This is a genomic window from Saccharothrix stipae (genome assembly GCF_054781895.1).
Map to the genome: position 1 here is coordinate 226,483 of NZ_BAAGTN010000008.1, position 22,845 is coordinate 249,327.

Below are 22,845 nucleotides of genomic sequence, written 5' to 3' on the forward strand. Positions count from 1 at the left end.
CTCATCACGCTCCGCAGCGTGAGGTCAAGGTGGCCTACGCCTCGGCGTCGGGCTCGGCGCTGCGCTACCGGCCCGCCCACTCCCGCCACACCACGCGCCGGGCCACCGTCGCACGTCGGCCGATCCGCCACCGCTCGACCAGCGTGCCCGGCAGCCTGCCCAGCACCTCCAGCAGCACCCGCAGGCGGAGCGGAACCTCGAAGTTCGCCGCGTCGGGGACGTTCCTGCGCACCGGCAGCAGGGCGGTGATCGCGGTGAACCTGGCCAGCTCCCGCACCGCCGTGCCGAGGGGCGCGCAGCGCAGGAGCGTCAGCAGCCGGTTGCGCTCGTTCCAGTGGTGGAAGAGGCGGGAGCCGGGGTTGGTGCTCGCGCCGTGCCGGTGGCGGACGCGGGCCGGGCCGACGGAGAGCACCCGGTGGCCGGCCAGCCGCAGCCGCCACGCCGTGTCGGTGTCCTCGTAGTAGCAGAAGAACGCGGCCGGCACACCGCCCACCTGCGTCAACGCGTCCCGGCGGAGCAGCGCCGCGCCCCCGCAGAAGCCGAAGACGTCGCGTCCCGCGAGGACCAGGTCGGCGCCGTGCCCGTCGGCGGTGAGCCGGACGCCCACCGACTGGGTCGAGCCGTCGGCCAACAGCATCGACGGGGTCGCCGCGGCGGCGTCGGGGGTGGCGTGCAAGGCGTCTTCGAGCTCGGCGAGCCAGTCGTCGTCGGGCACGGCGTCGTCGTTGAGCCAGGCCACGTACTTCGTGGTGACCCTGGGCAGCGCGGCCGCGAGACCGCCCGCGTAACCGCGGTTCGCGGTCAGGCGGAGGGTCTCCGGGCGGCTGGGGTGCGCGGCGACCAGGTCGGCCGTGCCGTCGTCGGAGGCGTTGTCCACCACGAGCGTCCGATGTGGACGTTGCCGGGCGAGGGCGTCGAGGCACGCGGTGATGTGCTCGCGGCCCCGCCACGTCACCACGACCACCGTCGTGCTGGGGATCGACACGGCGTGAGACGGTACGCGACGTGCCCGACCTCGTTGTGCTGACCGAGCAGTTGCTGGCGCCGGTGCCCGGTGGCACCGGCCGGTACACCCGTGAGCTGGCCGCCGCGCTGGCCGCCACCGCGCCCGCCGGGTGGACCGTCACGGGTGTGGTGAGCAGGCACGCGGACGTGTCGGCGGCCGTGGTGCCCGGGGTGCTCGGGCCGCGCGTGCTGCCGCTGCCCCGACGTGCGCTGATCGCGGCGTGGGAGCGTGGCGTGCCCTACTGGCCGGGCGGTGACTCGGTGCACGCGTTCACGCCGCTCGCGCCGCCGCGCGGTCGGGTGGTGGTGACCGTGCACGACACCGTGCCGTGGACCCACCCGTCGACGTTGACGCCACGCGGAGTGGCGTGGCACCAGCGCGTGATCAGCCGTGCCGCGGCCCGGGCGGGCGCGATCGTGGTGCCGACGTCCGCAGTGGCCGAGCAGCTGCGGCGGTACGCGCCGGGGCCGGTACCCGTCCACGTGGTGGGAAACGGGGTGACGGCGTTCCCGGCCGAGGAGCCGGTCGACGTGCCGCCCCGGTACGTGCTGGCGATCGGCACCATCGAGCCGCGCAAGGGCTTCGACCTGTTGGCGTCCGCGACCGCCGACCTGGGCGTGCCGCTGGTCGTGGTCGGGCCGCAGGGGTGGGGTGGGGTGGACCTGCGCGCACCGCACGTCCACCTGCTGGGACGGCTGAGCGACGCCCGGTTGGCGTACGTGCTGCGTCGGGCGGCGGTGCTGGCCGCGCCGAGCCTGGCCGAGGGGTTCGGGCTGCCCGTGGTGGAGGCGATGGCGGCCGGCGTGCCGGTGGTCCACTCGGACGCGCCCGCGTTGGTCGAGGTGGCCGGCGGCGCGGGTGTGGTGGTGGCGCGCGGCGACCGTGAGGCGCTGGTCACAGGACTGCGCTCGGTGTTGTCCGACGCGGCGCCGGCGGACCGCCTGGTCGCCGCCGGACGGCTCCGGGCCGAGGCGTTCACCTGGGAGAACGCCGCCCGGTCGGTGTGGGGCATCCACCTGGGGCTGTTTCGTTAATGAACCGTTTGCGCCATTCCCGGTCAACCTGTCGGCCGCCCGCCGTACCCTTCACCGCGTGTCACCCGTCGAACCCAGCGTGCTGATCGACGCCACCGCCGTCCCAGCCGACCGAGGTGGCGTCGGACGGTACGTGGACTCCCTGGTGGCCGCGCTGGACGCGGACGGGGCCCGGCTCAGCGTGGTGTGCCAACCCCGTGACGCGGAGCTCTACACGTCCCTGGCGCCCGACTCGCGGATCATCCCCGCGGCGGAGGCGGTGGCGACCCGGACCGCCCGGTTGACCTGGGAGCAGACCACCCTGCCGCGGCTGGCGAACCGGCTCGGCGTGGCCGTCGTGCACTCGCCGCACTACACCGTGCCGCTGGCGAACCGCGCGGCCTCGGTGGTGACGCTGCACGACGCGACCTTCTTCACCGACGCGGTGCTGCACTCGTCGGTCAAGGCGCGCTTCTTCCGGGCTTGGACCAGGGCCTCGCTGCGGCGGGCCGCGCTGTGCATCGTGCCGTCGCGGGCGACCGCGGACGAGTTGACGCGGGTCGCGGGCGCGGACCGGCGGCTGCTGCACATCGCCCAGCACGGCGTGGAGACCGAGCGGTTCCACCCGCCGACGCCCGAGGAGGTGGCCGAGGTCCGGCGGATGCTGTCGCTGGGTGACGCGCCCTACGTGGCGTTCTTGGGCGCACTGGAACCGCGCAAGAACGTCCCGGCGCTCATCCGCGGTTTCGCGCAGGCGTGCCGCGACCGGTCCGACCCGCCCGCGCTCGTGCTGGCCGGCCAGCCCGGCTGGGACAGCCAGGTCGAACGGGCGCTCGACGCCGTGCCGCACCGGGTCCGCGTGATCCGGGCCGGTTACCTGCCGTTCCCGTCGCTGGCCGGGTTCCTCGGCGGTGCGGAGATGGTGGCGTACCCGTCGCTCGGCGAGGGGTTCGGGCTGCCGGTGCTGGAGGCGATGGCCTGCGGCGCGGCCGTGCTGACCACCCGGCGGTTGAGCCTGCCCGAGGTCGGCGGCGACGCGGTGGCGTACTGCGGGGTCGGCGCCGGCGACATCGCGGCGGCCCTGGGCGAGCTGCTCGACGACCCGGCCCGGCGCGCCGAGCTCGCGTCGGCGGCGGTCGTGCGGGCGAAGGACTTCTCCTGGTCGACGTCGGCGGCCCGGCACCGGTTGGCCTACGAGCGCGCCGCGCGCTCGCACCGGCGGCGTTAGGGCGAACGCCACGGCCGCACCCCCAAGGCCCGGCGTGAACCGGTGGCTCCTCCCACGCGGCGAGGGACACGCCGTCGTGCACGACGCGCACCACCACTATGGTGGCCGGCGTGACGCGTTACGGAGACGAGCTGGCGGTGGTGACCGTCACCTACTCGCCCGGTGAGACCCTGGACACCTTCCTGTCCACGCTGTCCGCGGCGACCACCCGGCCGGTGTCGGTCGTGCTGGCGGACAACGGGTCCACCGACGGTGTACCCGAGCGCGCCGCCGCCGAGCACCCGCACGTCACGTTCGTGCCGACCGGGGGCAACCTCGGCTACGGCGCGGGCGCGAACCGCGGCGTGGCGTCGCTGCCGGAGTCGGTCGGGTGGGTGGTGATCGCCAACCCGGACCTGTCGTGGGGCGTGGGCAGCCTGGACAAGCTGCTGGACGCGGCCAAGCGGTGGCCCCGCGGCGGCGCGTTCGGTCCTCTGATCCGGGAACCGTCCGGCACCGTGTACCCCTCGGCACGCCTGCTGCCGTCGTTGGGGCGCGGTGTGGGGCACGCGTTGTTCGCGGTCGTGTGGCCGTCGAACCCGTGGTCGCGGGAGTACCGGCAGGCCGCGTCGGCGCCGGAGGAGCGCACCGCCGGGTGGCTGTCCGGCTCGTGCCTGCTGATGCGGCGCGAGGCGTTCGACTCGGTCGACGGCTTCGACCCGCGCTACTTCATGTACTTCGAGGACGTCGACCTGGGCGACCGGCTCGGCCGGGCCGGCTGGCTGAACGTGTACGTGCCGGAGGCGGAGGTCGTGCACATCGGCGGCCACTCCACCCGGCGCGCGTCCAAGCGGATGCTCGCCGCCCACCACTCCAGCGCTTACCGCTACCTGGCCGACCGCCACCGCGGCCCGCTCTGGGCACCGCTGATGCTGGCCGTGCGCGCGGGCCTGTCCCTGCGGCTCCGGATGATGACCCGCTGATTGCGCCTTGCCGCCGGTCGTTCCGGTGGATGATGGCTCGATGCGCAGCGGGTTCTCCTACAGCGACGCGGTGAAGCTGCTGGGCGGCGACACCGGTCTCGCGAAGCTCCTGGACCACGCCTCGGCGGCGGGGGTGGTGGTCACGGGCGGGATCGACCTGCTGGACGCCCGCACCGAGGTGGTCCGGGTGGGCAAGAAGGTGCTGTCGTCGGTGCGCGAGCGGGTAACCGGCCTGCACCGCGTCGACCGGACCCGATTACTCGAAGCCGCGCACAGCATCCTCGTGGTCACCGCCTTCTTCGAGGCCCTGGACGACTTGAGGATGCCGTTCAAGCTGAGGATGACCAAGGGTGAGCAGGTGGTCCTGGCCGGCGGGGACTGGCCCGTTTCCCGGCGCGAGGCGGGCGTCGTGGGCGGGCTGCTGGACACCGCGATCCCGTTGCCGAGCGCCGAGCAGCCCTCCGAAGTCGTCACCGATGAGCTGTCGGCCTTCTACCTGAAGACGGTCGGGAGGTTCCTCGACTTCGTGGCGGGCTTCGAAGCCTGGGGTGACCTCCCCGTGCGCCGACGCGACGAACTCGTCGTGGAGGCACAGGAGGTGCCGAGCCGGGCCGTGGCCCTCTACCAGGCGCGATACCGGCAGCTGGCGGTCGACTGCCCCGAGTTCTCGCTGTGGACCTCCGGCATCGAGCACGCGGCGACCCGTGCCGAGGTCCGAACCGCTCTGCAGGACATGCGGGCGCTGTTGACGCGGTTCGCGGGTCCCGAGGCGCCTGACGAACGCCGCAAGGCCCTGGCCCGGACCTACCGCGCCGCGCTGGAACGGCCGGTGGTCGACGGCGAGGTCCCGTCCGGGCTGGTCCTGCCGACGTTGGCGCAGGCGTACGTGTCACCGTGCTTCAAGGTCGTGGAAGCCGGCACGGCCGACGACGTCAGCGCGGACGGCTGGTGGTCGGAGCAGCCGGTCCGCGTCGACCTGGACGACTACCTCGCGGGCTACCTCACCTCCTCGCGGGCGACCGCCGCGCCGCTGGTCGTGCTGGGTCAACCGGGCGCGGGCAAGTCGCTGCTGACCAAGGTGCTGGCCGCGCAGCTGCCCGCCGAGGACTTCCTGCCGATCCGGGTCGTGCTGCGGGACGTGGCCGCCGACACGACGTTGCAGGACCAGATCGAGGCCGCCATCACGCACGCCACCGGTGAACGGCTGACCTGGCCGGATCTCGCCCGTTCGGCGAAGCCGGCCATTCCGGTGGTGCTCCTCGACGGCTTCGACGAACTGCTCCAGGCCACCGGCACGAGCAAGTCGGACTACCTGGCCCGGGTGCGCGAGTTCCAGCAGCGGGAGCTCGACCAGGGACGAGCGGTGATCGTCGTGGTGACCACCCGCGTCGCGGTGGCGAACCGCGCGCGGTTGGCCGGCCCGACCATGGTGCTGAGGCTGGAGCCGTTCAGCGCCGACCAGGTCCGCCGCTGGCTGGACGTGTGGAACGCGGCCAACCCCGGCGCGGTCCTCGAACCCGACGTGGCTCTTCGCTTCGACGACCTGGCCGGCCAGCCGTTGTTGCTGTTCATGCTGGCCCTCTACAACGCCGACGGGAACGCCCTCGACACCGAGGGCGCGGAACTCGCCAAGGCCCGCCTGTACGAACGGCTGCTGACCAGGTTCGCCCGCCGCGAGGTCGACAAGAGCCTCCGGCACGCCATGGACGACCACGTCGCGCTGGCCGTGGAGGAGGAACTGGTCCGGCTGTCGGTCGTGGCCTTCGCGATGTTCAACCGGGGCGTCCAGTGGATTGACGAGAGAGAGCTGGACGACGACCTGAACGCCCTCCTCCAATCCGGTGCGCGAGGGGTCCGCGACAAGCTCCGACTCAGCTCGGCGCAGCTGGCGGTGGGTCGTTTCTTCTTCGTCCACGCCGCCCGTGCCGCGCACGACGACCAGGTCTTGCGGACCTACGAGTTCCTGCACGCGACGTTCGGCGAGTACCTGGTCGCGCGCCTCGTCCACCGGCTGTCGCTGGAGGTGCTGGCGAAGGAACGGGCGGCGACGTCGCTGTACGGCCGCCAGGAGGGCACGGGTTGGCTGGAGCCGGTGCTGTCCTTCGCGTCGCTGACCACGCGCACCCCGGTGATCTCGTTCCTGCGCGAGCTGTTCGACGGAACTCCCGAAGCCGACCGCGCGGAACTGCACGGCTTGTTCACCGCCCTGGTGGCCACGGCCCAACACCGGCTACCGGGCGCCGACCACCCCGACTACCTCCCGCGCACGCTGCCGATCGCCCACCGCATCGCGGCGTACACGGCGAACCTGGTCGTCCTAACCGTCGCGGTGGGCGGCCGATGGGCCTTCCCCGACCGAACGACGTGGCAATCCCTGACCCTTTTGTGGCAGTCACAACTGGGCGAGGAGGAGTGGGACACCATCACCCAGGTGCTCACGATCGAGCCGTCACCGGACCCGTCGGTCGTGCTGCGGGGCGTGGAACCGGTTTCCCCGGTCGATGTGAGGTGGTTGTTGGAGATTTCGAGCCCTCACGGGAGCCACGACCTGCCGAATTACCTCGATGAGATTCGCAGGTGGGAGTCCGTTCACATGTCCTGGCGTGAGGGCTTGCTGCTCCACAACGTCGAACCCCTCATGGCGAGAATGAGATCCGCGTCGAGCATGCTCTTGGTCCACCAAGGGCGTCTCACCACCCCGTTGCACCTGCTGCTGACTGCCCTGACCGCGCCCGACCCGAGCGAGCGGGTGGCCGCCTACACGTCCGCCTTGACCGTGCTGAAACCAGGGTTGGCGCTGGGAGTGCGTTACTGGTCAGTGCTGTTCCACGCCTTGGCCAGGGATCCGGCGGCGACCCCCGCACTGCTCGAACAGGTCGTTGTCCTCGGGAGCGGCGAGATCAGACCGTTGATCAGGTGCGCGTTGCGCCTGTTGGCGGACACCGGTGAGGAACACCCCGGCGCGATCAACCTGCTCGCGGAGTCGTTCGCCAATCGAGCAGTGCGCGACAACCAGCCGGACGCGGTCGCCGAAGCGCTCGTCTGGTGCGTCGAATTGGGCCTCGACCCCGAAGCCGTTTTTCAGGACGTCCCCGAGCTGCTGCACGACCTCGACCTCGACCGGATCGCCGCCGGCAATCGGCACCTGTACGTCCGTCTTCGGCGGGCGTTGGAGTCAGTCGGTCTGGGTGATCACATGGCGCGGTAGTCGCGGGGGGAGAAGCGGGGACCTCGGCGTGGCTTGGTGACGCCCGAGGAGAGGATGTAGCGGACGGCGCGGTGGCGTTGAGGGGAGTACGGGGCCAGGAGTTCGGCCATGCGGTCGTCGTCCACGGCCTCTCCCACCAACGCCCAGCCGACGATGCCGGCCAGGTGGTAGTCGCCGAAGCTGACCGCGTCCGGGTCGCCCCACGCCCGCTGCGCGACCTCGGCGGCCGTCCACACCCCGATTCCCGGCACCTTCCGGAGCAGGTTGCGGCCTTCCTCGCCACGCATCTCGCACGCCCGCTCCAAGCGGTGTGCGACCTGGGCCGCTGCGATGAGCGCACGGCGCCGTCCACCGTCGACACCGGCCCGGTGCCACTCCCAGTCCGTGATGCTCAAGATCGCCCGCGGCGTCGGCGGGACGTGCAGGCCGGTCGTGCCGGGCGCCGGCGTGCCGAACCTGCGCGTCAGTTCCCGGTACGACCGGAACGCCTCGATGCCCGTCACCTTCTGCTCCAGGATCGCGGGCAGCAGCGCGTCCCACACCCGGCCCGTCGTGCCCAGCCTGAGCCCGGGACGTCGCCGTCGCGCCTCCGCGACCAACGGGTGGTGGCACTCGAACGCCGAGTCGTCGTCACCGGCGCCCAGCAACGCGGGCAGCCCGTCGAGCAGCCACTCCGCGCCGTCACCCCACGCGTCCGCCTCCACCACGTCGGTGACGCGGACGCGCAGGGTGCCCGGCCCCGCCGGGGTGTTGGCGGCCAGCCACACGCCGTCGGCACCGGCGCGGAACGTCGGATCGCCCGCGCCCCGCCGCAACGGCATCAGCAGCGCGCCGACGTCCAGCGGGAACGTCGGCGTCCACGTCCTAGAGAGCATCACTGGCCATTACACCTCGGCTACACATCGGCGGAGAACCGCACCCCGCCCTCGGGCAGCGCGACACCCGGCCACACCCGGGCGCCGTTGATCAGCTCGCACCGCGCGCCGACCACCGCGTTGTCGCCGATCACCGCGTCGGACACCACCGCACCGGCCTGCACCAGCGAGTTCGCCCCGAGCACGCTGCGCTCGACGCGCGCACCCTCGCCGACCACCGCGCCGTCGAACAGCACCGAGCCGTCCACCACCGCCCCGGCCGCGACCGTGCAGCCAGCACCGATCGTCGCACCGCCCGTGACCACCGCGTTCTCGTCCACCGTCGCGCCGTCGAGGATCACCGCGTCGCCCTGGAGCGCGAGCGCGGCCGTCGGCGCGATCCCGCGCACCAGGTCGGCCGAACCCTGCACGAACGCGGCCGGCGTGCCCAGGTCCAGCCAGTACGACGCGTCGACGTAGGCCTGCAATCGCGCGCCCGCCGCCAAGAGCCCCGGGAACGTCTCCCGCTCCACCGACACCGGCCGACCCGCGGGGATGCCCTCGATCACCTCGCGGCGGAACACGTAGCAACCCGCGTTGATCTGGTTGGTCGGCGGGTCCTCCGTCTTCTCCAGGAACGCCGTGACGCGGCCGTCGGCGTCCGTGGGGACGCAGCCGAACCGGCGTGGGTCCTCCACCCGCACCAGGTGCAGCGTCACGTCGGCCTCGGCCTTGCGGTGCGTGTCGACCACCGCGCGCAGGTCGACGCCCGACAGGATGTCGCCGTTGAACACCACCACGTCGCGTTCGCGCAGCTTGTGGGCGACGTTGCGGATCGCGCCCGCCGTGTCCAGCGGCACGTCCTCGACCACGTACTCCAGCTCCAGGCCGAGCGCCGCGCCGTCGCCGAAGTGCTCCTCGAAGACCTCGGCCTTGTAGGACGTGCCGAGCACGACGTGAGTGATGCCGGCTTCCCGGATCCGCGACAGCAAGTGGGTGAGGAACGGCACCCCGGCGGTCGGCAGCATGGGCTTGGGCGCGGACAGGGTCAGTGGTCGGAGTCGGGTTCCCTTGCCCCCGACCAGAACCACTGCCTCGGCGCCTTGCAGCTCCGACATGCCGTTTTTCCTCCTCCGCTTACTTCCACCCGTAGTTTGCGAATACTCTGGCACGAGCACTCCGGCGGCACGGGCGGTGGTCCGTGTCGGCGAGCGTCACCGATCGGCACGCCGGCGTTCCCCAAGCCGGCCCAAGGCACACGCAGGAGAGATCCGGATGGACCCCCGCGCTCGGGCCGACGCGGCGCTGGCCCGTGCTCGTGCTCGTGGCATCCACGTCGTGACGCCGGACAACATGACGTCGCCCATGGACTCGTCGGCGACCCAGCAGATCCCGCGGTCCATGGTCAACGCGGTCGACCCGCGTGCCGACCCCGACTCGACCATGGTGCTGGCCGCGCACGTCGCCGCAGGTCAGCCCGCCCCGCCAGCTCCGCCACCACCACCGGCCGCCCCGGAACCCGAGCCCGAACTCCGCGTCGCCCCCGGCCCGGTCCCGACCGTCCAACAGGTCCCGACCTCCCGCCCGTCCCTGTCCCAACGCCTCTCCGGCGGCCAGCCCCAACACCCCCCGGGCCTGACCCAACGCCTCAACGGCGACACCTGACCCCCACGAGAGTCCTACCTCCAACCCGCGAGAGTCCTACGTTCGCGTCGCGTGAGTCCAACGTTCACGCACCCCGAGTTCAACGCTCACGACGAACGGTCGGCTACCTGAGTGTTGAATTCAGGTGCTCTGAACGTAGGACTCTCGGGCCGCGAACGTAGGACTCACGGGCGGTGGAGGTTGGACTCTCGGCGCGTGGAGGTTGGACTCTCGGGTTTGTGCAGGTCGGGGTGGGCGGCGGTGATCATGGGGTGCAGGTCGTCGGTGTCCGGGGGGAGGGCGGTCAGGGGCCACCAGCGGAGGTCGACGGACTCGGTGCTGCGGAACGGGCGGGCGGACAGCGGCGCGCGGACCAGGAAGCGGACGTCGAAGTGACGGGTCGGCTTGCCCAGTGAGCACGTGATCGGGTGGACGTCCAGGTGGATCGGGGTCGGGGAGATCTCCAGGCCCTCGATGCCCGACTCCTCCGTCGCCTCACGCAGCGCGGCGCCTGCCAGGGTCACGTCCGACGGCTCGCAGTGCCCGCCCAACTGCAACCACCGACCCACGCGCGGGTGCAGCGTGAGCAACGTCCGGTCCCCGGAAGCGTCCACCACCAGCGCCGACGCCGTGACGTGCCCCGGCTCGCACGAGCGCAGGCAGGCGTCCCCACGAGCCGCCAGGAACCCCAGGTACGCCTGTCGCAGCGACTCCTGCGTCCGGTCGGCGGGACGCCAGGCGCCCAACGTCGCCACCACGTCCGCGTGCAGCTCCGAGCGGCTCACAGCTCCAGGAACCTCTCGTCCGACTCAGCGGGCGAACGCGGCGTCAGCTCGACCTCCGGGTGCCCGATCGCCACCGCACCCAGCGGCTCCCACGAGTCGGGCAGCTCCAGCACCTCGCGCACCACGTCCGCGCAGAAGATCGTGGACGACACCCAGCACGACCCCAGCCCCTCGGCGGCCAACGCCACCAACAGCCCCTGCACCGCCGCACCGCCCGCGATCGTGAACATGGTCCGCTCGGCCGCCGTCCGCCGTGCGTCCGGGTAGGCGTGCTCCCCGGTCCGCACCAGGAACGGCACGACGACCTCCGGCGCGTCCCGCAGGATGTCACCCCGCCGCACCCGCGCGTCGACCCGGTCCTCCGGCAACCCGTCGCCACGCAGGTCCGCACGCCACCGGTCGGCCATCGCGTCCAGCAGCACGTCCCGCCGAGCGGTCAACCGCACGAACCGCACCGGCCGCGTGTGGTGCGGCGCGGGCGCGGTCAACGCCGCCGCCACGGCCCGCCGCACCGCCTCCGCGGCGACGGGCGCAGGAGAGAACGCCCGCACCGAACGGCGCAGCAGCACCGCCTCGGCCCGACCCTGCGCCACCGCCTCGGCCGTGCCCAGCCGGAACAGGTCCTCCGCCACCGGCCGGGCCAGGTCACGCGCGGTCGACCCGTCGTCGGCCACCGCCAGCCCCCGCACCACCGCCACCGGCACCGCGCCCAGCTTGCCCTTCACCAGGTCGGCCGCCGCCGCGATCTCGTCGGCCACCGCGACCTCGGTCACCACCAGCGGGTTGCCGAACCCGTCCGCCGACCCCGCGTACCGGTGCAGCACGGCGAGCCCGGACGCGCCGATCGCGGCATCGGTCTGCCCCACCCGCCACGCCCGGCCCATCGTGTCCGTCACCACGACCGCCACCGACACGCCCAACCGCGACGCCAACGCCGCCCGCAGCGCCGCGGCCGAGCCGTCCGGGTCGACCGGCAGCAGCGCGATCTCGTCACCGGCCACGTTGGACGCGTCCACACCGGACGCCGCCTGCACGATCCCCAGCTTGTTCTCGGTGATCAACGTCCGCCCGCGCCGCGCCAGCACGCGCACCGCCTCGGCCTCGACCCACTGCCGCCGCACGGCGTCGCGCTCCTCGGGGTCGGCGGGCACCGACACCAACCGACCCTCCACTTTGGACAGCACCTTGGACGTCACCACGACGACGTCACCGTCGGCCAACCAGGGCGCGGCGGAAGCGACGGCGGACGCCAGGTCGTCACCGGGCCGGAACTCCGGCAGCCCGGTCACCGGCAGCACCGTGATCGGCGCGGGTGCGGCGTGATCAGCGGACATCGACACCGGCCAGTTCCAGCGCCGCCCGCGCCATCGCCGCCGTGGCGTCCACATCGGACATCAACAGCGGCACCGCGCGCACCGCGACACCCGGCACGTCCGACCGGTCACCGGTGTGCACGAGCCAGCCGTCCAGCACGCCCTTGTCCGTCGTCTTGCGCGAGCCGTAGTACCGGCCGACGGCCTCGGCGGAGGTCTCCACGCCGATCGCCGACAGGCACGCGTCCGCCATCCCGCGCAACGGTTTGCCGCCGATGATCGGCGACATGCCGACCACACCCGCCTCCGTCTTGCGCAACGCGTCACGCACCCCCGGCACACCCAGGATCGTGTTCACGCTCACCACCGGGTTCGACGGCGCGATCAACACCGCGTCCGCGTCGCGCAACGCGTCCAGCACACCGGGGGCGGGCGTCGCCGTCTCCACCCCGACCGACGCGAACGACCGCGCGGGCAGCTGGGCGCGGTGCTTGACCCACCACTCCTGGAAGTGGATCGCCTTCTCGCCCTCGTCCATCGTCACGACGACGTGCGTCTCGACCCGGTCGTCCGACATGGGCAGCAACCGCACGCCGGGCTCCCAGCGGTGGCACAACGCCTCGGTCACCGCCGACAAGGGGTAGCCCGCGCGCAGCATCCGGGTCCGCACCAGGTGCGTGGCGACGTCGCGGTCGCCCAGCCCGAACCACGTCGGGTCGGCGCCGTAGGCCGCCAGCTCCTCCTTGACCGCCCACGTCTCGCCCGCGCGGCCCCAGCCCCGTTCGGAGTCGATACCGCCCCCGAGGGTGTACATGCAGGTGTCCAGGTCGGGACAGATCCGCAACCCGTGCATCCACACGTCGTCACCCGTGTTCACCACGGCGGTGATCTCGTGCTCCGGACCGGCCAGCAGGCTCTTCAGCCCGACCAGGAACCGCGCCCCGCCAACCCCGCCAACCAGTACGACGACCTTCACGAGTCGCCATCCTCCCACGGGCCGGTCGACGCGAGGACCTCAACGCCAGAACAGGAACGTGCCCTGGCCGTCGGCGGCCAGCCACCGGTCGCCGCCGATCAACTCGAACACCGCGTACCCGGCCTCGAAGAACAGCCTGCCGATGGTCGGGAACCCGATCAGCACCGCGAAGAGCACGAACGGCGCCCACATCCGCGCCTTCGCGCCGAACTGCCGCGCCGAGTACGACATGTACGGCTCGATCGCGCCCCACCCGTCCAGGCCGGGGATCGGCAGGATGTTCAGCACGAACGCGAGGATCTGCACGGCCGCCAGGTACGACAGCGCGGCGGCCAAACCCGCGGGCGGCGTGAAAAGGATCACCGACAGCGACAGGAGCACGCCGAGCACGAGGTTGCTCAGCGGTCCGGCCAGCGACACCATCGACTCGACCCGCTTGTTGCGCAAGGCGTGGTGGTTGATCCACACCGCCCCGCCGGGCAGCGGGATTCCGCCGAACGCCAGCAGCACCAGCGGCAGCACGATGCTGAACACCGGGTCGGTGTAGCGGCGGATGTCGAGGGTCAGGTACCCCTTGGCCTGCACGGCGTAGTCGCCGCCGCGGTAGGCGACGATCGCGTGGCCGAACTCGTGCAGGCACAGCGAAACCGCCCAGCCGCCGAGCACGAACAGCACCGTGCCGGCCGTCAGCGCGGCCGAGGAATCGTCGAACAGGGTCAGCACGGCGCCTGCCACCGTCACCGCGAGCAGGCTGAGGAACAGTGGACTCGGTCGCACCGCTGATCGCTTCACCCCTCCAGTGTGGCCTCCCCGATCCGGTGTCCCACAGCCCGTCCCGCAGGCCTTCCGCGCAGCTGTTATGGCACGCCGCACTCCCTCAATCACCGTCTGTGCTGCTAGTCAAGGCTTTTCACGCCATCTGCGGGAATATCCCCCGACCTGTGGACTCCGCTTGACCGCGTGTTGTGACACAGGTGTAATCACATCGGTGTCATTCGTCGTTGTGGGGACGGCGAGTGGTGTCCGCCAACCGGGGAGAGCGGAAGGCGAGGAGGCGGACTATGCAGGAATTCGACGGGGGTCGCATCGTGGACGGGGACGTCCCGGCACGGGAGCCGGTCGTGCTCGACCTGTTCGACGCGGCCGATGAGCAGGACTGGCAGGAGCGCGCCCTGTGCGCGCAGACCGACCCCGAGGCGTTCTTCCCGGAGAAGGGCGGCTCGACCAGGGAGGCCAAGCGGATCTGCCTCGGTTGCGAGGTGCGCTCGGAATGCCTGGAGTACGCCTTGCAGCACGACGAGCGCTTCGGCATTTGGGGCGGGCTGTCCGAGCGTGAGCGGAGGAAGCTCAAAAAGCGCGCGGTGTGATGCGCGCGGTCTGATGTGTGCGGTGTGATCGCTTGCGCGGTCGCTCTGGCCTACCGTGGTCGTCCCACGGCGTAGTCGGAGCAACTAGGAGCGGCACTTGACGAGCGGGGCCACTCCGCGGCTGCGCACCGCGCCCGTGCTGGCGGTGCTGGTGTGCCACGACGGCGACCGGTGGTTGGGCACGGCGCTGTCCGCGCTGCGCCGTCAACAGCCGCGCCCGCGGCACGTGATCGCGGTCGACACCGGGTCGGTGGACGGCACCGCGAAGGTGCTCGCCGAAGCCGCCGTCGGCCCCGATCGGGTGATCGACGGTGTGCTGACGCTGCCGCGCGGCACGGGTTTCGGCGCGGCCGTGCACGCCGCCGTCGAGCACGCCGTGCAGCGGTGGGGCGATCCGGGCGCGTGGTTGTGGTTGCTGCACGACGACTGCGCGCCGGAACCGGACTGCCTGTCTGCCCTGCTGACCGCGGCCGAGGTGTCGCCGTCGGCGGCCGTGCTCGGGCCGTTGAGCCTGGACTGGACCGACCCGCGGCTGGTCGTGGAGGCGGGCCTGTCGACCGACGCGTCCGGGCACCGGCAGACCGGCATGGGCCGGGTCGAGCTGGCCGGGTCGTTCCGGCAGAGCACCGAGGCGTTGGCGGTGCCGTCGGCCGGGTCGCTGATCCGCCGCGCGGTGTGGGAGGAGCTCGGCGGCTACGACCGGTCGATGCCGTTGCTGCGCGATGACATCGACTTCGGCTGGCGCGCCAACCTCGCCGGCCACCTGGTGCTGTCTGTCCCGGTGGCTCGGATGCGGCACGCGCGTGCGGCCGGGCGCGGCACGCGGCGGTTGGACGCGGCGGCGGCACGGCCGGGGCCCGCGTTGCGAGGTGTGGACCGGGCGCACGGGTTGCGCACGTTCCTGGTCAACTGCGGCGCGGTGTCGTTCGTCCTGGGGCTGCCGCGGATCACCGGCCTCGCGTTCCTGCGCGCCCTCGGGTTCGTGGTGCTGCGCCGGTTCTCCGACGCGCACGCCGAGCTGGGCGCGTTGCGGTACCTGCTCAGCGGGCGCGCGGGGCTGCTGGCCGGACGTGCCGAACGGCCGGTGCACGGGGTCGTGCGCGGGTTGTTCACCAGCCGCGTCACGCGGTTGCGCAACGCGGTCCGCGCCGCGTCGGCCGCGCTGGTCCGGCGGCGCGTCGAGGCCGACCTGGCGCTGGGCCGGCTGCCCGAGGACGACGCACGGCCCAGCGGGTGGTCGGTCCCGTCCGAAGTGGAACGTCCGGTGGTCGGCCCGTCGGCGTTGCCCGCCGGTGTGCTGTCCCGGCGTCGTCCCGTGCGGGCGACGGGCGGGTTGCGCCGTCCGGCGGTGATGGTGCCGGTGGAGGCCCCGTCCGGCCCGCGGCCCTCGCCCCGGCCGCGACCTTCGCCCGTGCCGCGCTCCGGTGCGCCGGGGATCGTGTTCGTGGAGGTCGACCGGGCACGGGTGCTGCGGTCGTTGGTGCTCGGGCCGCCGTTGTTGCTGGTCCTGGGGCTGGCCGTGTTCGGGATCCTGGCCAACGCCGCGCGCATCGGGCTGGACCTGAGCGGCGGTCGGCTGCTCCCGGTGGGCGACCTGGCGAGCACCTGGTCGTCCTACCTGGCCGCCTGGCACCCGGTGGCGGGTGGGACGGCCGCGCCCGCGCCGGCGGCGTTGGCCGTGCTGGGGACGGTCGGCGTGCTGCTCGGGTCGCCCGCCGCGCTGGTGGCGCTGCTGTTCATCGGCGACGCGCCGCTGGCCGGGCTCTTCGCCTACGTGGCGTCACGGCGGATGCCCGTGCGGCGGCCCGTTCGCGCGCTCGTGGCGGCGGCGTACGCGCTGCTGCCGGCGGCGACGTCGGCGGTGAGCCAGGGACGGTTGGACGTCGTCGTGGTGCACGTGATGGCGCCCGTGGTGTTCGCCGGGGTGGCGTCCGTGCTGCGGGGTGGGGCGGGCGCGTCGTGGCTGCCGGTGGCGTCGGGGACGGCGTTGGCGGTGGCGGCGGTGGGAGCGTTCTCGCCGTTGGTGCACGGGCTGGTGGCGTTGGCCGCGCTGGTCGGGTTCGTGGTGGTGCCCGGCAGGCACGGCGACGGGCGGCGGCGGGTGGCGGCGCTGTTCATGGTCGTGCTGCTGCCGATGGCGTTGTTGCTGCCGTGGCCGGCGGTGGTGTTGCAGAACCCGTCCGTGGTGCTGCACGGCGTGGGCGCGTTCGTGGAGTCGCCCGCAGTGGGGTTGCTCGACCTGATGTCGTTGCGGCCGGGTGGCACCGGTGCGGTGCCGTTCGTCGGGTTCCTGGTGGTCGGGTTCGCGCTGCTGGCCCTGGTGCTGCGGCCGAGCCGGTCGATGCTGGCGGGGCTCGCGGTGGTGGTGCTGGGCGGCCTCGCGGTGATCGTGCTGCAGACCGTGGCGGTGGCCCCGCTGCCCGGCGGTGACTCGTCGCCGGGGTGGACCGGTGGGCCGTTGGTGCTGGTCGGGTGGGGGTTGCTGTGGGTGGTGCTGTCGGCGTTCCGGCGGGACGCGGACGCGGTGCCGCTGCGGCGGGTCGTGTCGGTGCTCGGGGTGCTGTCGGTGCTCGGGCTGGCGTGCGCCGGGTTCGTGGGGCTGCGGTCGGGCGCGTTGACGGCGGACGCGGTGCGGTTGCCGTCGACGCTTGAGCAGGAGTTGCCGCGCACCGGGCGGTCGGTGCTGGTGCTGGGCACGCCGACGCGGCTGGTGGCGGGGCGGCTGCCCGCGTTCGGTGATGACGACTACGTGCCGGTGCCGACGGCCGTCACCCGGCTGGAGCGGTGGTCGCGTGACCTGACCGGCGGGTCGTCGTCGGCGGCGCGGACGGCGTTGACGCAGGCGGCGGCATCGGGTGTGGCGTTCGTCGTGGTGCCGGACCTGGCGACGGCCCAGCGGCTGCGTGACGCCGTGGGGGACCTGGTCGGCGTGACACCGGCGATGTCGGACGGGCGGCCGGTGCTGCGGGTGCAGTTGGCGGCGGGCAACGCCGTGCTGCTGTCACCCGAGCTGGCGCGACGGGCCAGGACCGGCGGCAACCCGCCGGTGGAGCTGGGCGCGCCCGGCATCGCCCCGGTCGAGGCCGCGCCGCCGGAGGTCGGCGTCCAGGTGTCCGAGGGTCCGGAGGGGCGGCTGCTCGTGCTGGCGGCGGAGGAGGAGCCCGGCTGGCGGGCGTGGGTGAACGGCCGCGAGGTGACGATCGTGCGGGCCTGGGGTCACCTGGTCGGTGTGACGGTGCCCACCACGGCCTCGGAGGTCCGCGTCGAGGTCTCCTCGACCCTGCGCGAACTCCTGCTGATGCTCCAAGCCGCCGCCGCCCTGTTCACCTTCCTCACCGCCATCCCCTCCCGCCGCCGCCCCTGAGCGTTGAACTCGGGTGTTCCGAACGTAGGACACGCCTGTTCCGAACGTAGGACACGCGCGACCTGAACGTACGACTCTCGCGCGTGTCCTACGTTCGGAACGCGTGAGTCCTACGTTCGGAACGCGTGAGTCCTACGTTCAAGACGCGTGAGTCCTACGTTCAGGGTGGGTTAGTCGCCGTCGATGACGTCCGGGTCCAGGCCCAGGTAGTTGGCGACCTGTTCGACCAGCACGTCGTGGACCAGGTCGGACAGGTCGGCGCCGTCCTTGGCCCGCGCTTCGAGCGGCCGGCGGTACAGGACGATGCGGGCACGGCGGTCCGCGCCGGCGGCCACCAGCCGCGCCAGCGGCACGTTGCCGTCCTCGACCACGTCACCGTCGTCGCCCGACTGGATGTCCGGCACGTCGTCGACCGCGACGTCCAGCTGCGTGAGCTCCGTCCGCCACCGCGCCTCGATCGGCTCCAACGCCTCCAGCACCAGCGCGTCGAACCGCTCCGCCCGGCTGCGGGCCGCCGGCAGCGTCGCCGGGTAGAGCGGACCGCGCAGTCCTCGACCGTGCCGGTCGCGGTTGCGCCGACGCGGTGCGCCCTGCCGTCGTGAACCCCGAGCCATGACCACGGGGTAGAGGGTAGTTGCCGCCCGGTGGACGCCGTGGCCACCCCGGCCTCCGATCCCTCCCGGTCGGCCTTCACGACCAGGCAACTTGCCCGAACCCGGCACCACCGCCAACGCCGCGCCGGAGGTAATCCAACACACGTCGCGCGGGACGCGATATCGTCCCCGCCGTGCGGAGCGTGAGACGGTGCTCGCGAACCGGGTGCGCGAACCCGGCAGTCGCCACGCTCACGTACGCCTATGCGGACTCCACCGCGGTCGTGGGCCCCCTGGCGACGTACTCCGAACCGCACTCCTACGACCTCTGCGAAGAGCACGCCCTGCGCCTCACCGCGCCGCGCGGCTGGGAGGTCGTCCGGCACCAGGGCGAGTTCCGCGCCCCCGAACCCACCGTGGACGACCTGACGGCGTTGGCCGAGGCGGTCCGCGAGGCGGGCCGGGCCACACCGCAGGTCGAGCTGCCGGAGCTGCCCGCGGGCACGATCCGACGCGGCCACCTGCGCGTTCTGCCCGATCCGAACGAAGACTGAGCGAAGAGTCAACGACCGGACACGAGGCTCACGCGCGCGCCGGTAGGCTTCCCGAGGCAGTGTCAAGAGCCAACTTGGGAGTGTGGCCGTGCGCGATCTGTCCGGCATCGTCAAGGCTTACGACATCCGCGGTGTCGTCGGCGAGCAGCTCGACGCCGATGTCGTGCGCGACTTCGGCGCGGCGTTCGCCCGCCTGGTCGGCGGCACGGCCGTGGTCATCGGGCACGACATGCGCGACTCCTCGCCGGGCCTGGCGGCGGCGTTCGCCGAGGGCGTCACCGCGCAGGGCGTCGACGTGGTCAACATCGGCCTGGCCAGCACCGACATGCTCTACTTCGCCTCCGGCAAGCTCGACCTGCCCGGCGCGATGTTCACCGCGAGCCACAACCCGGCCAAGTACAACGGCATCAAGCTGTGCCGCCCGGGCGCCGCGCCGGTCGGCCAGGACAGCGGTCTGGCGCAGATCCGGCAGGACGCCGAGCAGGGCGTCCCGGACGCCGAGGGCGTGGCCAAGGGCGCGGTGTCCGAGCAGGACATGCTCACCGACTACGCCGCCTACCTGCGCGACCTGGTCGACCTCAGCGGCAGCCGGCCGTTGAAGGTCGTGGTCGACGCGGGCAACGGCATGGGCGGCCACACCGTGCCGAAGGTGTTCGAGGGCCTGCCCATCGAGGTCGTCCCGATGTACTTCGAGCTGGACGGCAACTTCCCCAACCACGAGGCCAACCCGCTGGACCCGGCCAACATCGTCGACCTCCAGCAGCGCGTCCGGGACGAGGGCGCGGACGCGGGCGTGGCGTTCGACGGCGACGCGGACCGCTGCTTCGTGGTCGACGAGCGCGGCGAGCCGGTCTCGCCGTCCGCCATCACCGCCCTGGTCGCGGTGCGCGAGCTGGCCAAGGACCCCGGCGGCACGATCATCCACAACCTGATCACCTCGCACGCGGTGCCGGAGATCGTCCGCGAGCACGGCGGCGTGCCGGTGCGCACCCGCGTGGGCCACTCCTTCATCAAGGAGGAGATGGCCAAGACCGGCGCCATCTTCGGCGGCGAGCACTCCGCCCACTACTACTTCCGCGACTTCTGGCGTGCCGACACGGGCATGCTGGCCGCGCTGCACGTGCTGGCCGCGCTCGGCGAGCAGGACGGTCCGCTGTCCGCGCTGACCAGCGACTACGCGCGTTACGCGGCCTCCGGTGAGATCAACTCCACGGTGGGCGACCAGCAGGGCAGGCTGGCCGCGATCAAGGCCGAGTTCGGCGGGCGCGAGGGCGTCGAGCTGGACGAGCTGGACGGGCTCACGGTGAACCTGCCGGACGGCTCGTGGTTCAACCTCCGTGCGTCCAACACCGAGCCGCTGCTCCGGCTCAACGTCGAAGCCGCCGACGCGGCCTCCGTCGCCGCGTTGCGCGACGAGGTCCTGGCGATCGTGAGGGGATGAACGCCGTGGCCGTCCAACTGGACGCGCAGTTGCTGGAGATCCTGGCCTGCCCGTGCCCGGAGCACGCACCGCTGAAGGTCGGCACCGCGTCCGACCCGCTCGCGGACTACCTGACCTGCACCTCGTGCGGCCGGTCGTTCCCGGTTCGGGACGGCATCCCGGTGCTGCTGCTGGACGAGGCTGTCGAGCCGACGGCCGGGTGAGTGCGGGTGCTTGACGACAGCCTCCTCGACGACCAGTCCCGGCTCACCGACGCCGACCGGGAAGGGCTGCTGCGCGCCGCCGCACGCGCGGGCGCGCAGGTCCGCGCGACCGCCGAGGCGGCCGACGAGCTCGGCGTCCAGCGGGTGTTCCAGGAGCGCCCGCGGGCGCTGGTGCTGGTCACCCGGCCCGGCGTCGGGCAGGCCATCGCCGGGGTGGTGACGGCCCTGCTCGGGTCGCGCTGCCCGGTGCCGGTCGTGGTCGCGGACGACGTGCCGACGTGGGTCGGCGCGCTGGACGTGGTCCTCGCGCACACCGAGGACCCCGGTGACGTGCAGATGGCCGAGTCGGTGCACCGGGCGGCCCGGCGTGGCGCGCGGGTGCTGCTGACCGCCGAGCCGGACGGCCCGGTGGCCGCGTCCGCCGCGCAGCACGCGCTGCTCATCCCGCCGCGGGTGGCGGTGCCGCCGGGCTTCGGCTTCGCCCGCGGTTTCGCCGCGTGGGTGGTGGCGCTCAAGGCGCTGGGGCTGCTCGAAGCGGACGTGCAGGCGATCGCGGACGAGCTGGACCGCGAGGCCGAGCGGTGCCACCCGATGCACGAGTCGTTCGTCAACCCGGCCAAGACGCTCGCGTTGCGCATCGCCGACCGCACCCCGCTGCTGTGGGGTCTGGACGACCTGGCGACGGCGGTGGCCGCGCACGGCGCGGGCGTGCTCGCGACCTACGCGGGCGTGGTGAGCGACGTGGCCGGCTATCCTCAGGCCCTGACCCGGTCGGTGCTGCACCGCCGGGCCGTGCGCGGCACCTCGGGGGCGGACCTGTTCGCCGACCCGGAAGACGAGCACGACGGCCTGGTCCGCGTGTTGCTGGTGGCCGTGCGGCAGGGCCCGCAGGCCGAGTTCGGCCGGCGGGTCGCGATGGAGACCTTGTCCGGGGCCGACGTGCTCGAACCGGCCGAGGAGGTGAGCGGCGGGGACGCCGTGTGCGCCGCGCTGCTCGCCCTGCGGTTCGAGTTGGCCGCGCTGTACCTGGGCCTGGCGGCGGGGACGCTGGGTGGGCCCGGGCTGTACGCGCCGGCCGTGTGAGGGGATGACTGTGGATCTGCTGCACAACGCGGTGCGCGCGTACGCGTGGGGATCGCGCACCGCCATCGCGGAGCTGCGCGGGAAGCAGGTGCCGACGCCGCACCCGGAGGCGGAGCTGTGGATGGGCGCCCACCCCGGCGACCCGTCGCGGGTGGTGGGTCCCGACGGCGAGTCGCGGTCGCTGCTCGACCTGCTCGCCGACGACCCGGACGGGCAGTTGGGCACCCCGCACGCCGACCGCTGGGGCAGCAGGCTGCCGTTCCTGCTCAAGGTGCTGGCCGCGGACGAGCCGCTGAGCCTCCAGGCGCACCCGTCGGCCGAGCAGGCCGCGAACGGTTTCGCCGCGGAGGACGCGGCGGGCGTGCCGATGGACTCGCCGATCCGCAACTACAAGGACCCGTCCGCGAAGCCCGAGCTGATCTGCGCGTTGACCGAGTTCCACGCGCTGGCGGGGTTCCGCGAGCCGGCGCGCACGGTGGCGCTGCTGCGGTCGTTGGACGCGCCGGACTTCGCCCCGTACGCCGAGCTGTTGGCCGCCCAACCGGACGGCAGCGGCCTGCGCGCCCTGTTCACCACCCTCATCACGCTGCCGCAGACCGCGCTGGACATGCTCCTGCCGCAGGTGCTGGACGCGTGCGTGCTGCACGTGAAGGAACGCGGCGAGTTCGACCTGGAGTGCCGCACGATCCTGGAGCTGGGCGAGGCGTACCCCGGCGACGCGGGTGTGCTGGCCGCGCTGCTGCTCAACCGGCTGGTGCTGCGGCCCGGCGAGGCGATCTACCTGCCCGCCGGCAACCTGCACGCGTACCTGCACGGCACCGGGGTGGAGATCCTGGCGAACTCCGACAACGTGCTGCGCTGCGGGTTGACGCCCAAGCACGTGGACGTGCCCGAGCTGATGCGCGTGCTGGACTTCACGTGCGGCGACATGCCCGTGCAGACCGGTGTGGAGAAGGCGCCGGGCCTGTGGTCGTACCGGACGCCGTGCCACGAGTTCGAGCTGTCGCGGCTGGAGGTCGGGCCTGACACGCAGGTCCGGGTGGACCACAGCGGGCCGCAGATCCTGCTCTGCACGCGCGGCCGGGCGCGGTTGACGTGCGGTGGCCAGACGGTGGAGCTGGCCCGCGGCCAGTCCGTGTGGCTGCCCGCCCGTGACCCGGCGGTGGTCGTGTCCGCGGATGTGGACACCCAGCTTTTCCGGGCAACCCCGGGTGTTGAGTAGGGTCACACCGACAAATCGGACTGGGCGCT

At 72.9% G+C, this 22,845-nt stretch carries 20 protein-coding genes; 12 read left to right on the plus strand and 8 right to left on the minus strand.

The features are described 5' to 3' along the window. Window positions 1–64 precede the first annotated feature (64 nt). A complete protein-coding gene (locus ACYVLT_RS17875) occupies window positions 65–979 on the minus strand; it encodes a glycosyltransferase family 2 protein (protein ID WP_461122240.1) in 915 nt (304 codons plus the stop codon). 26 nt (window positions 980–1,005) lie between these two features. On the opposite strand from ACYVLT_RS17875, the gene ACYVLT_RS17880 reads away from it, so the two are divergent. From ACYVLT_RS17880 to ACYVLT_RS17895, 4 genes are all read left to right on the plus strand, one after another. Continuing rightward, entirely contained in the window at window positions 1,006–2,040 is a 1,035-nt protein-coding gene (locus ACYVLT_RS17880; protein WP_461121325.1) for a glycosyltransferase family 4 protein, read from the plus strand. Window positions 2,041–2,119: 79 nt separating this feature from the next. Beyond that, entirely contained in the window at window positions 2,120–3,247 is a 1,128-nt protein-coding gene (locus tag ACYVLT_RS17885; RefSeq protein WP_461122241.1) for a glycosyltransferase family 4 protein, read from the plus strand. Between the two features lie 98 nt (window positions 3,248–3,345). After that, window positions 3,346–4,209, plus strand: a complete 864-nt coding sequence (locus ACYVLT_RS17890) for a glycosyltransferase family 2 protein (protein WP_461121326.1) — start codon at window positions 3,346–3,348, stop codon at window positions 4,207–4,209. 40 nt (window positions 4,210–4,249) lie between these two features. Beyond that, the gene (locus tag ACYVLT_RS17895; RefSeq protein WP_461121327.1) at window positions 4,250–7,417 is read left to right on the plus strand and encodes an NACHT domain-containing protein; all 3,168 of its coding nucleotides are present in this window, start codon (window positions 4,250–4,252) and stop codon (window positions 7,415–7,417) included. Here ACYVLT_RS17895 and ACYVLT_RS17900 read toward each other — a convergent pair. Next, window positions 7,402–8,292 (minus strand): DNA-3-methyladenine glycosylase family protein, encoded by an 891-nt coding sequence (locus ACYVLT_RS17900; RefSeq protein WP_461121328.1) that lies wholly within the window; start codon window positions 8,290–8,292, stop codon window positions 7,402–7,404. The genes ACYVLT_RS17895 and ACYVLT_RS17900 overlap by 16 nt on opposite strands. A 20-nt stretch (window positions 8,293–8,312) precedes the next feature. Next, entirely contained in the window at window positions 8,313–9,389 is a 1,077-nt protein-coding gene (manB, locus tag ACYVLT_RS17905; protein ID WP_461121329.1) for a mannose-1-phosphate guanylyltransferase, read from the minus strand. A 157-nt stretch (window positions 9,390–9,546) separates the two neighbouring features. On the opposite strand from manB, the gene ACYVLT_RS17910 reads away from it, so the two are divergent. Further along, window positions 9,547–9,936, plus strand: a complete 390-nt coding sequence (locus tag ACYVLT_RS17910; protein ID WP_461121330.1) for a hypothetical protein — start codon at window positions 9,547–9,549, stop codon at window positions 9,934–9,936. 164 nt (window positions 9,937–10,100) lie between these two features. Here ACYVLT_RS17910 and ACYVLT_RS17915 read toward each other — a convergent pair whose 3' ends face one another. The 4 genes from ACYVLT_RS17915 to ACYVLT_RS17930 are packed head-to-tail and all read right to left on the minus strand — an operon-like array spanning window position 10,101 to window position 13,781. Next, complete coding sequence (locus tag ACYVLT_RS17915) at window positions 10,101–10,700, minus strand: NUDIX hydrolase (RefSeq protein WP_461121331.1); 600 nt, start codon at window positions 10,698–10,700, stop codon at window positions 10,101–10,103. Beyond that, the gene (locus ACYVLT_RS17920) at window positions 10,697–12,034 is read right to left on the minus strand and encodes a coenzyme F420-0:L-glutamate ligase (RefSeq protein WP_461121332.1); all 1,338 of its coding nucleotides are present in this window, start codon (window positions 12,032–12,034) and stop codon (window positions 10,697–10,699) included. The genes ACYVLT_RS17915 and ACYVLT_RS17920 overlap by 4 nt, the downstream gene beginning before the upstream one ends. Then, window positions 12,024–12,989: a 2-phospho-L-lactate transferase gene (gene cofD, locus ACYVLT_RS17925; protein WP_461121333.1), complete on the minus strand. Its 966-nt coding sequence runs from the start codon at window positions 12,987–12,989 to the stop codon at window positions 12,024–12,026. Before cofD ends, ACYVLT_RS17920 begins: the two co-directional genes overlap by 11 nt. A gap of 39 nt (window positions 12,990–13,028) precedes the next feature. Continuing rightward, entirely contained in the window at window positions 13,029–13,781 is a 753-nt protein-coding gene (locus ACYVLT_RS17930) for a site-2 protease family protein (RefSeq protein ID WP_461121334.1), read from the minus strand. Between the two features lie 269 nt (window positions 13,782–14,050). Between ACYVLT_RS17930 and ACYVLT_RS17935 the strand changes: the two genes are divergently transcribed. Beyond that, a complete protein-coding gene (locus ACYVLT_RS17935; protein ID WP_360452261.1) occupies window positions 14,051–14,356 on the plus strand; it encodes a WhiB family transcriptional regulator in 306 nt (101 codons plus the stop codon). Window positions 14,357–14,453: 97 nt separating this feature from the next. After that, window positions 14,454–17,720, plus strand: a complete 3,267-nt coding sequence (locus ACYVLT_RS17940) for a glycosyltransferase (RefSeq protein WP_461121335.1) — start codon at window positions 14,454–14,456, stop codon at window positions 17,718–17,720. 170 nt (window positions 17,721–17,890) lie between these two features. Here the strand turns inward: ACYVLT_RS17940 and ACYVLT_RS17945 are convergent, their stop codons facing one another. Further along, entirely contained in the window at window positions 17,891–18,334 is a 444-nt protein-coding gene (locus ACYVLT_RS17945) for a metallopeptidase family protein (RefSeq protein ID WP_360452265.1), read from the minus strand. A 173-nt stretch (window positions 18,335–18,507) separates the two neighbouring features. Here ACYVLT_RS17945 and ACYVLT_RS17950 point away from each other — a divergent pair, with 173 nt between their 5' ends. The 5 genes from ACYVLT_RS17950 to manA all read left to right on the plus strand — a co-directional run bounded on the left by ACYVLT_RS17950 (window position 18,508) and on the right by manA (window position 22,816). Then, the gene (locus ACYVLT_RS17950) at window positions 18,508–18,867 is read left to right on the plus strand and encodes a DUF3499 domain-containing protein (protein ID WP_073885657.1); all 360 of its coding nucleotides are present in this window, start codon (window positions 18,508–18,510) and stop codon (window positions 18,865–18,867) included. 88 nt (window positions 18,868–18,955) lie between these two features. Continuing rightward, the gene (locus ACYVLT_RS17955; RefSeq protein ID WP_461121336.1) at window positions 18,956–20,308 is read left to right on the plus strand and encodes a phosphomannomutase/phosphoglucomutase; all 1,353 of its coding nucleotides are present in this window, start codon (window positions 18,956–18,958) and stop codon (window positions 20,306–20,308) included. 5 nt (window positions 20,309–20,313) lie between these two features. Next, entirely contained in the window at window positions 20,314–20,511 is a 198-nt protein-coding gene (locus ACYVLT_RS17960) for a Trm112 family protein (RefSeq protein ID WP_073886315.1), read from the plus strand. 6 nt (window positions 20,512–20,517) lie between these two features. After that, window positions 20,518–21,594 carry an SIS domain-containing protein gene (locus ACYVLT_RS17965; protein ID WP_461121337.1) on the plus strand — a complete coding sequence of 359 codons (1,077 nt, stop codon included), beginning with the start codon at window positions 20,518–20,520 and terminating at the stop codon, window positions 21,592–21,594. Window positions 21,595–21,598: 4 nt separating this feature from the next. After that, the gene (gene manA / locus ACYVLT_RS17970) at window positions 21,599–22,816 is read left to right on the plus strand and encodes a mannose-6-phosphate isomerase, class I (RefSeq protein WP_461121338.1); all 1,218 of its coding nucleotides are present in this window, start codon (window positions 21,599–21,601) and stop codon (window positions 22,814–22,816) included. Window positions 22,817–22,845 lie beyond the last annotated feature (29 nt).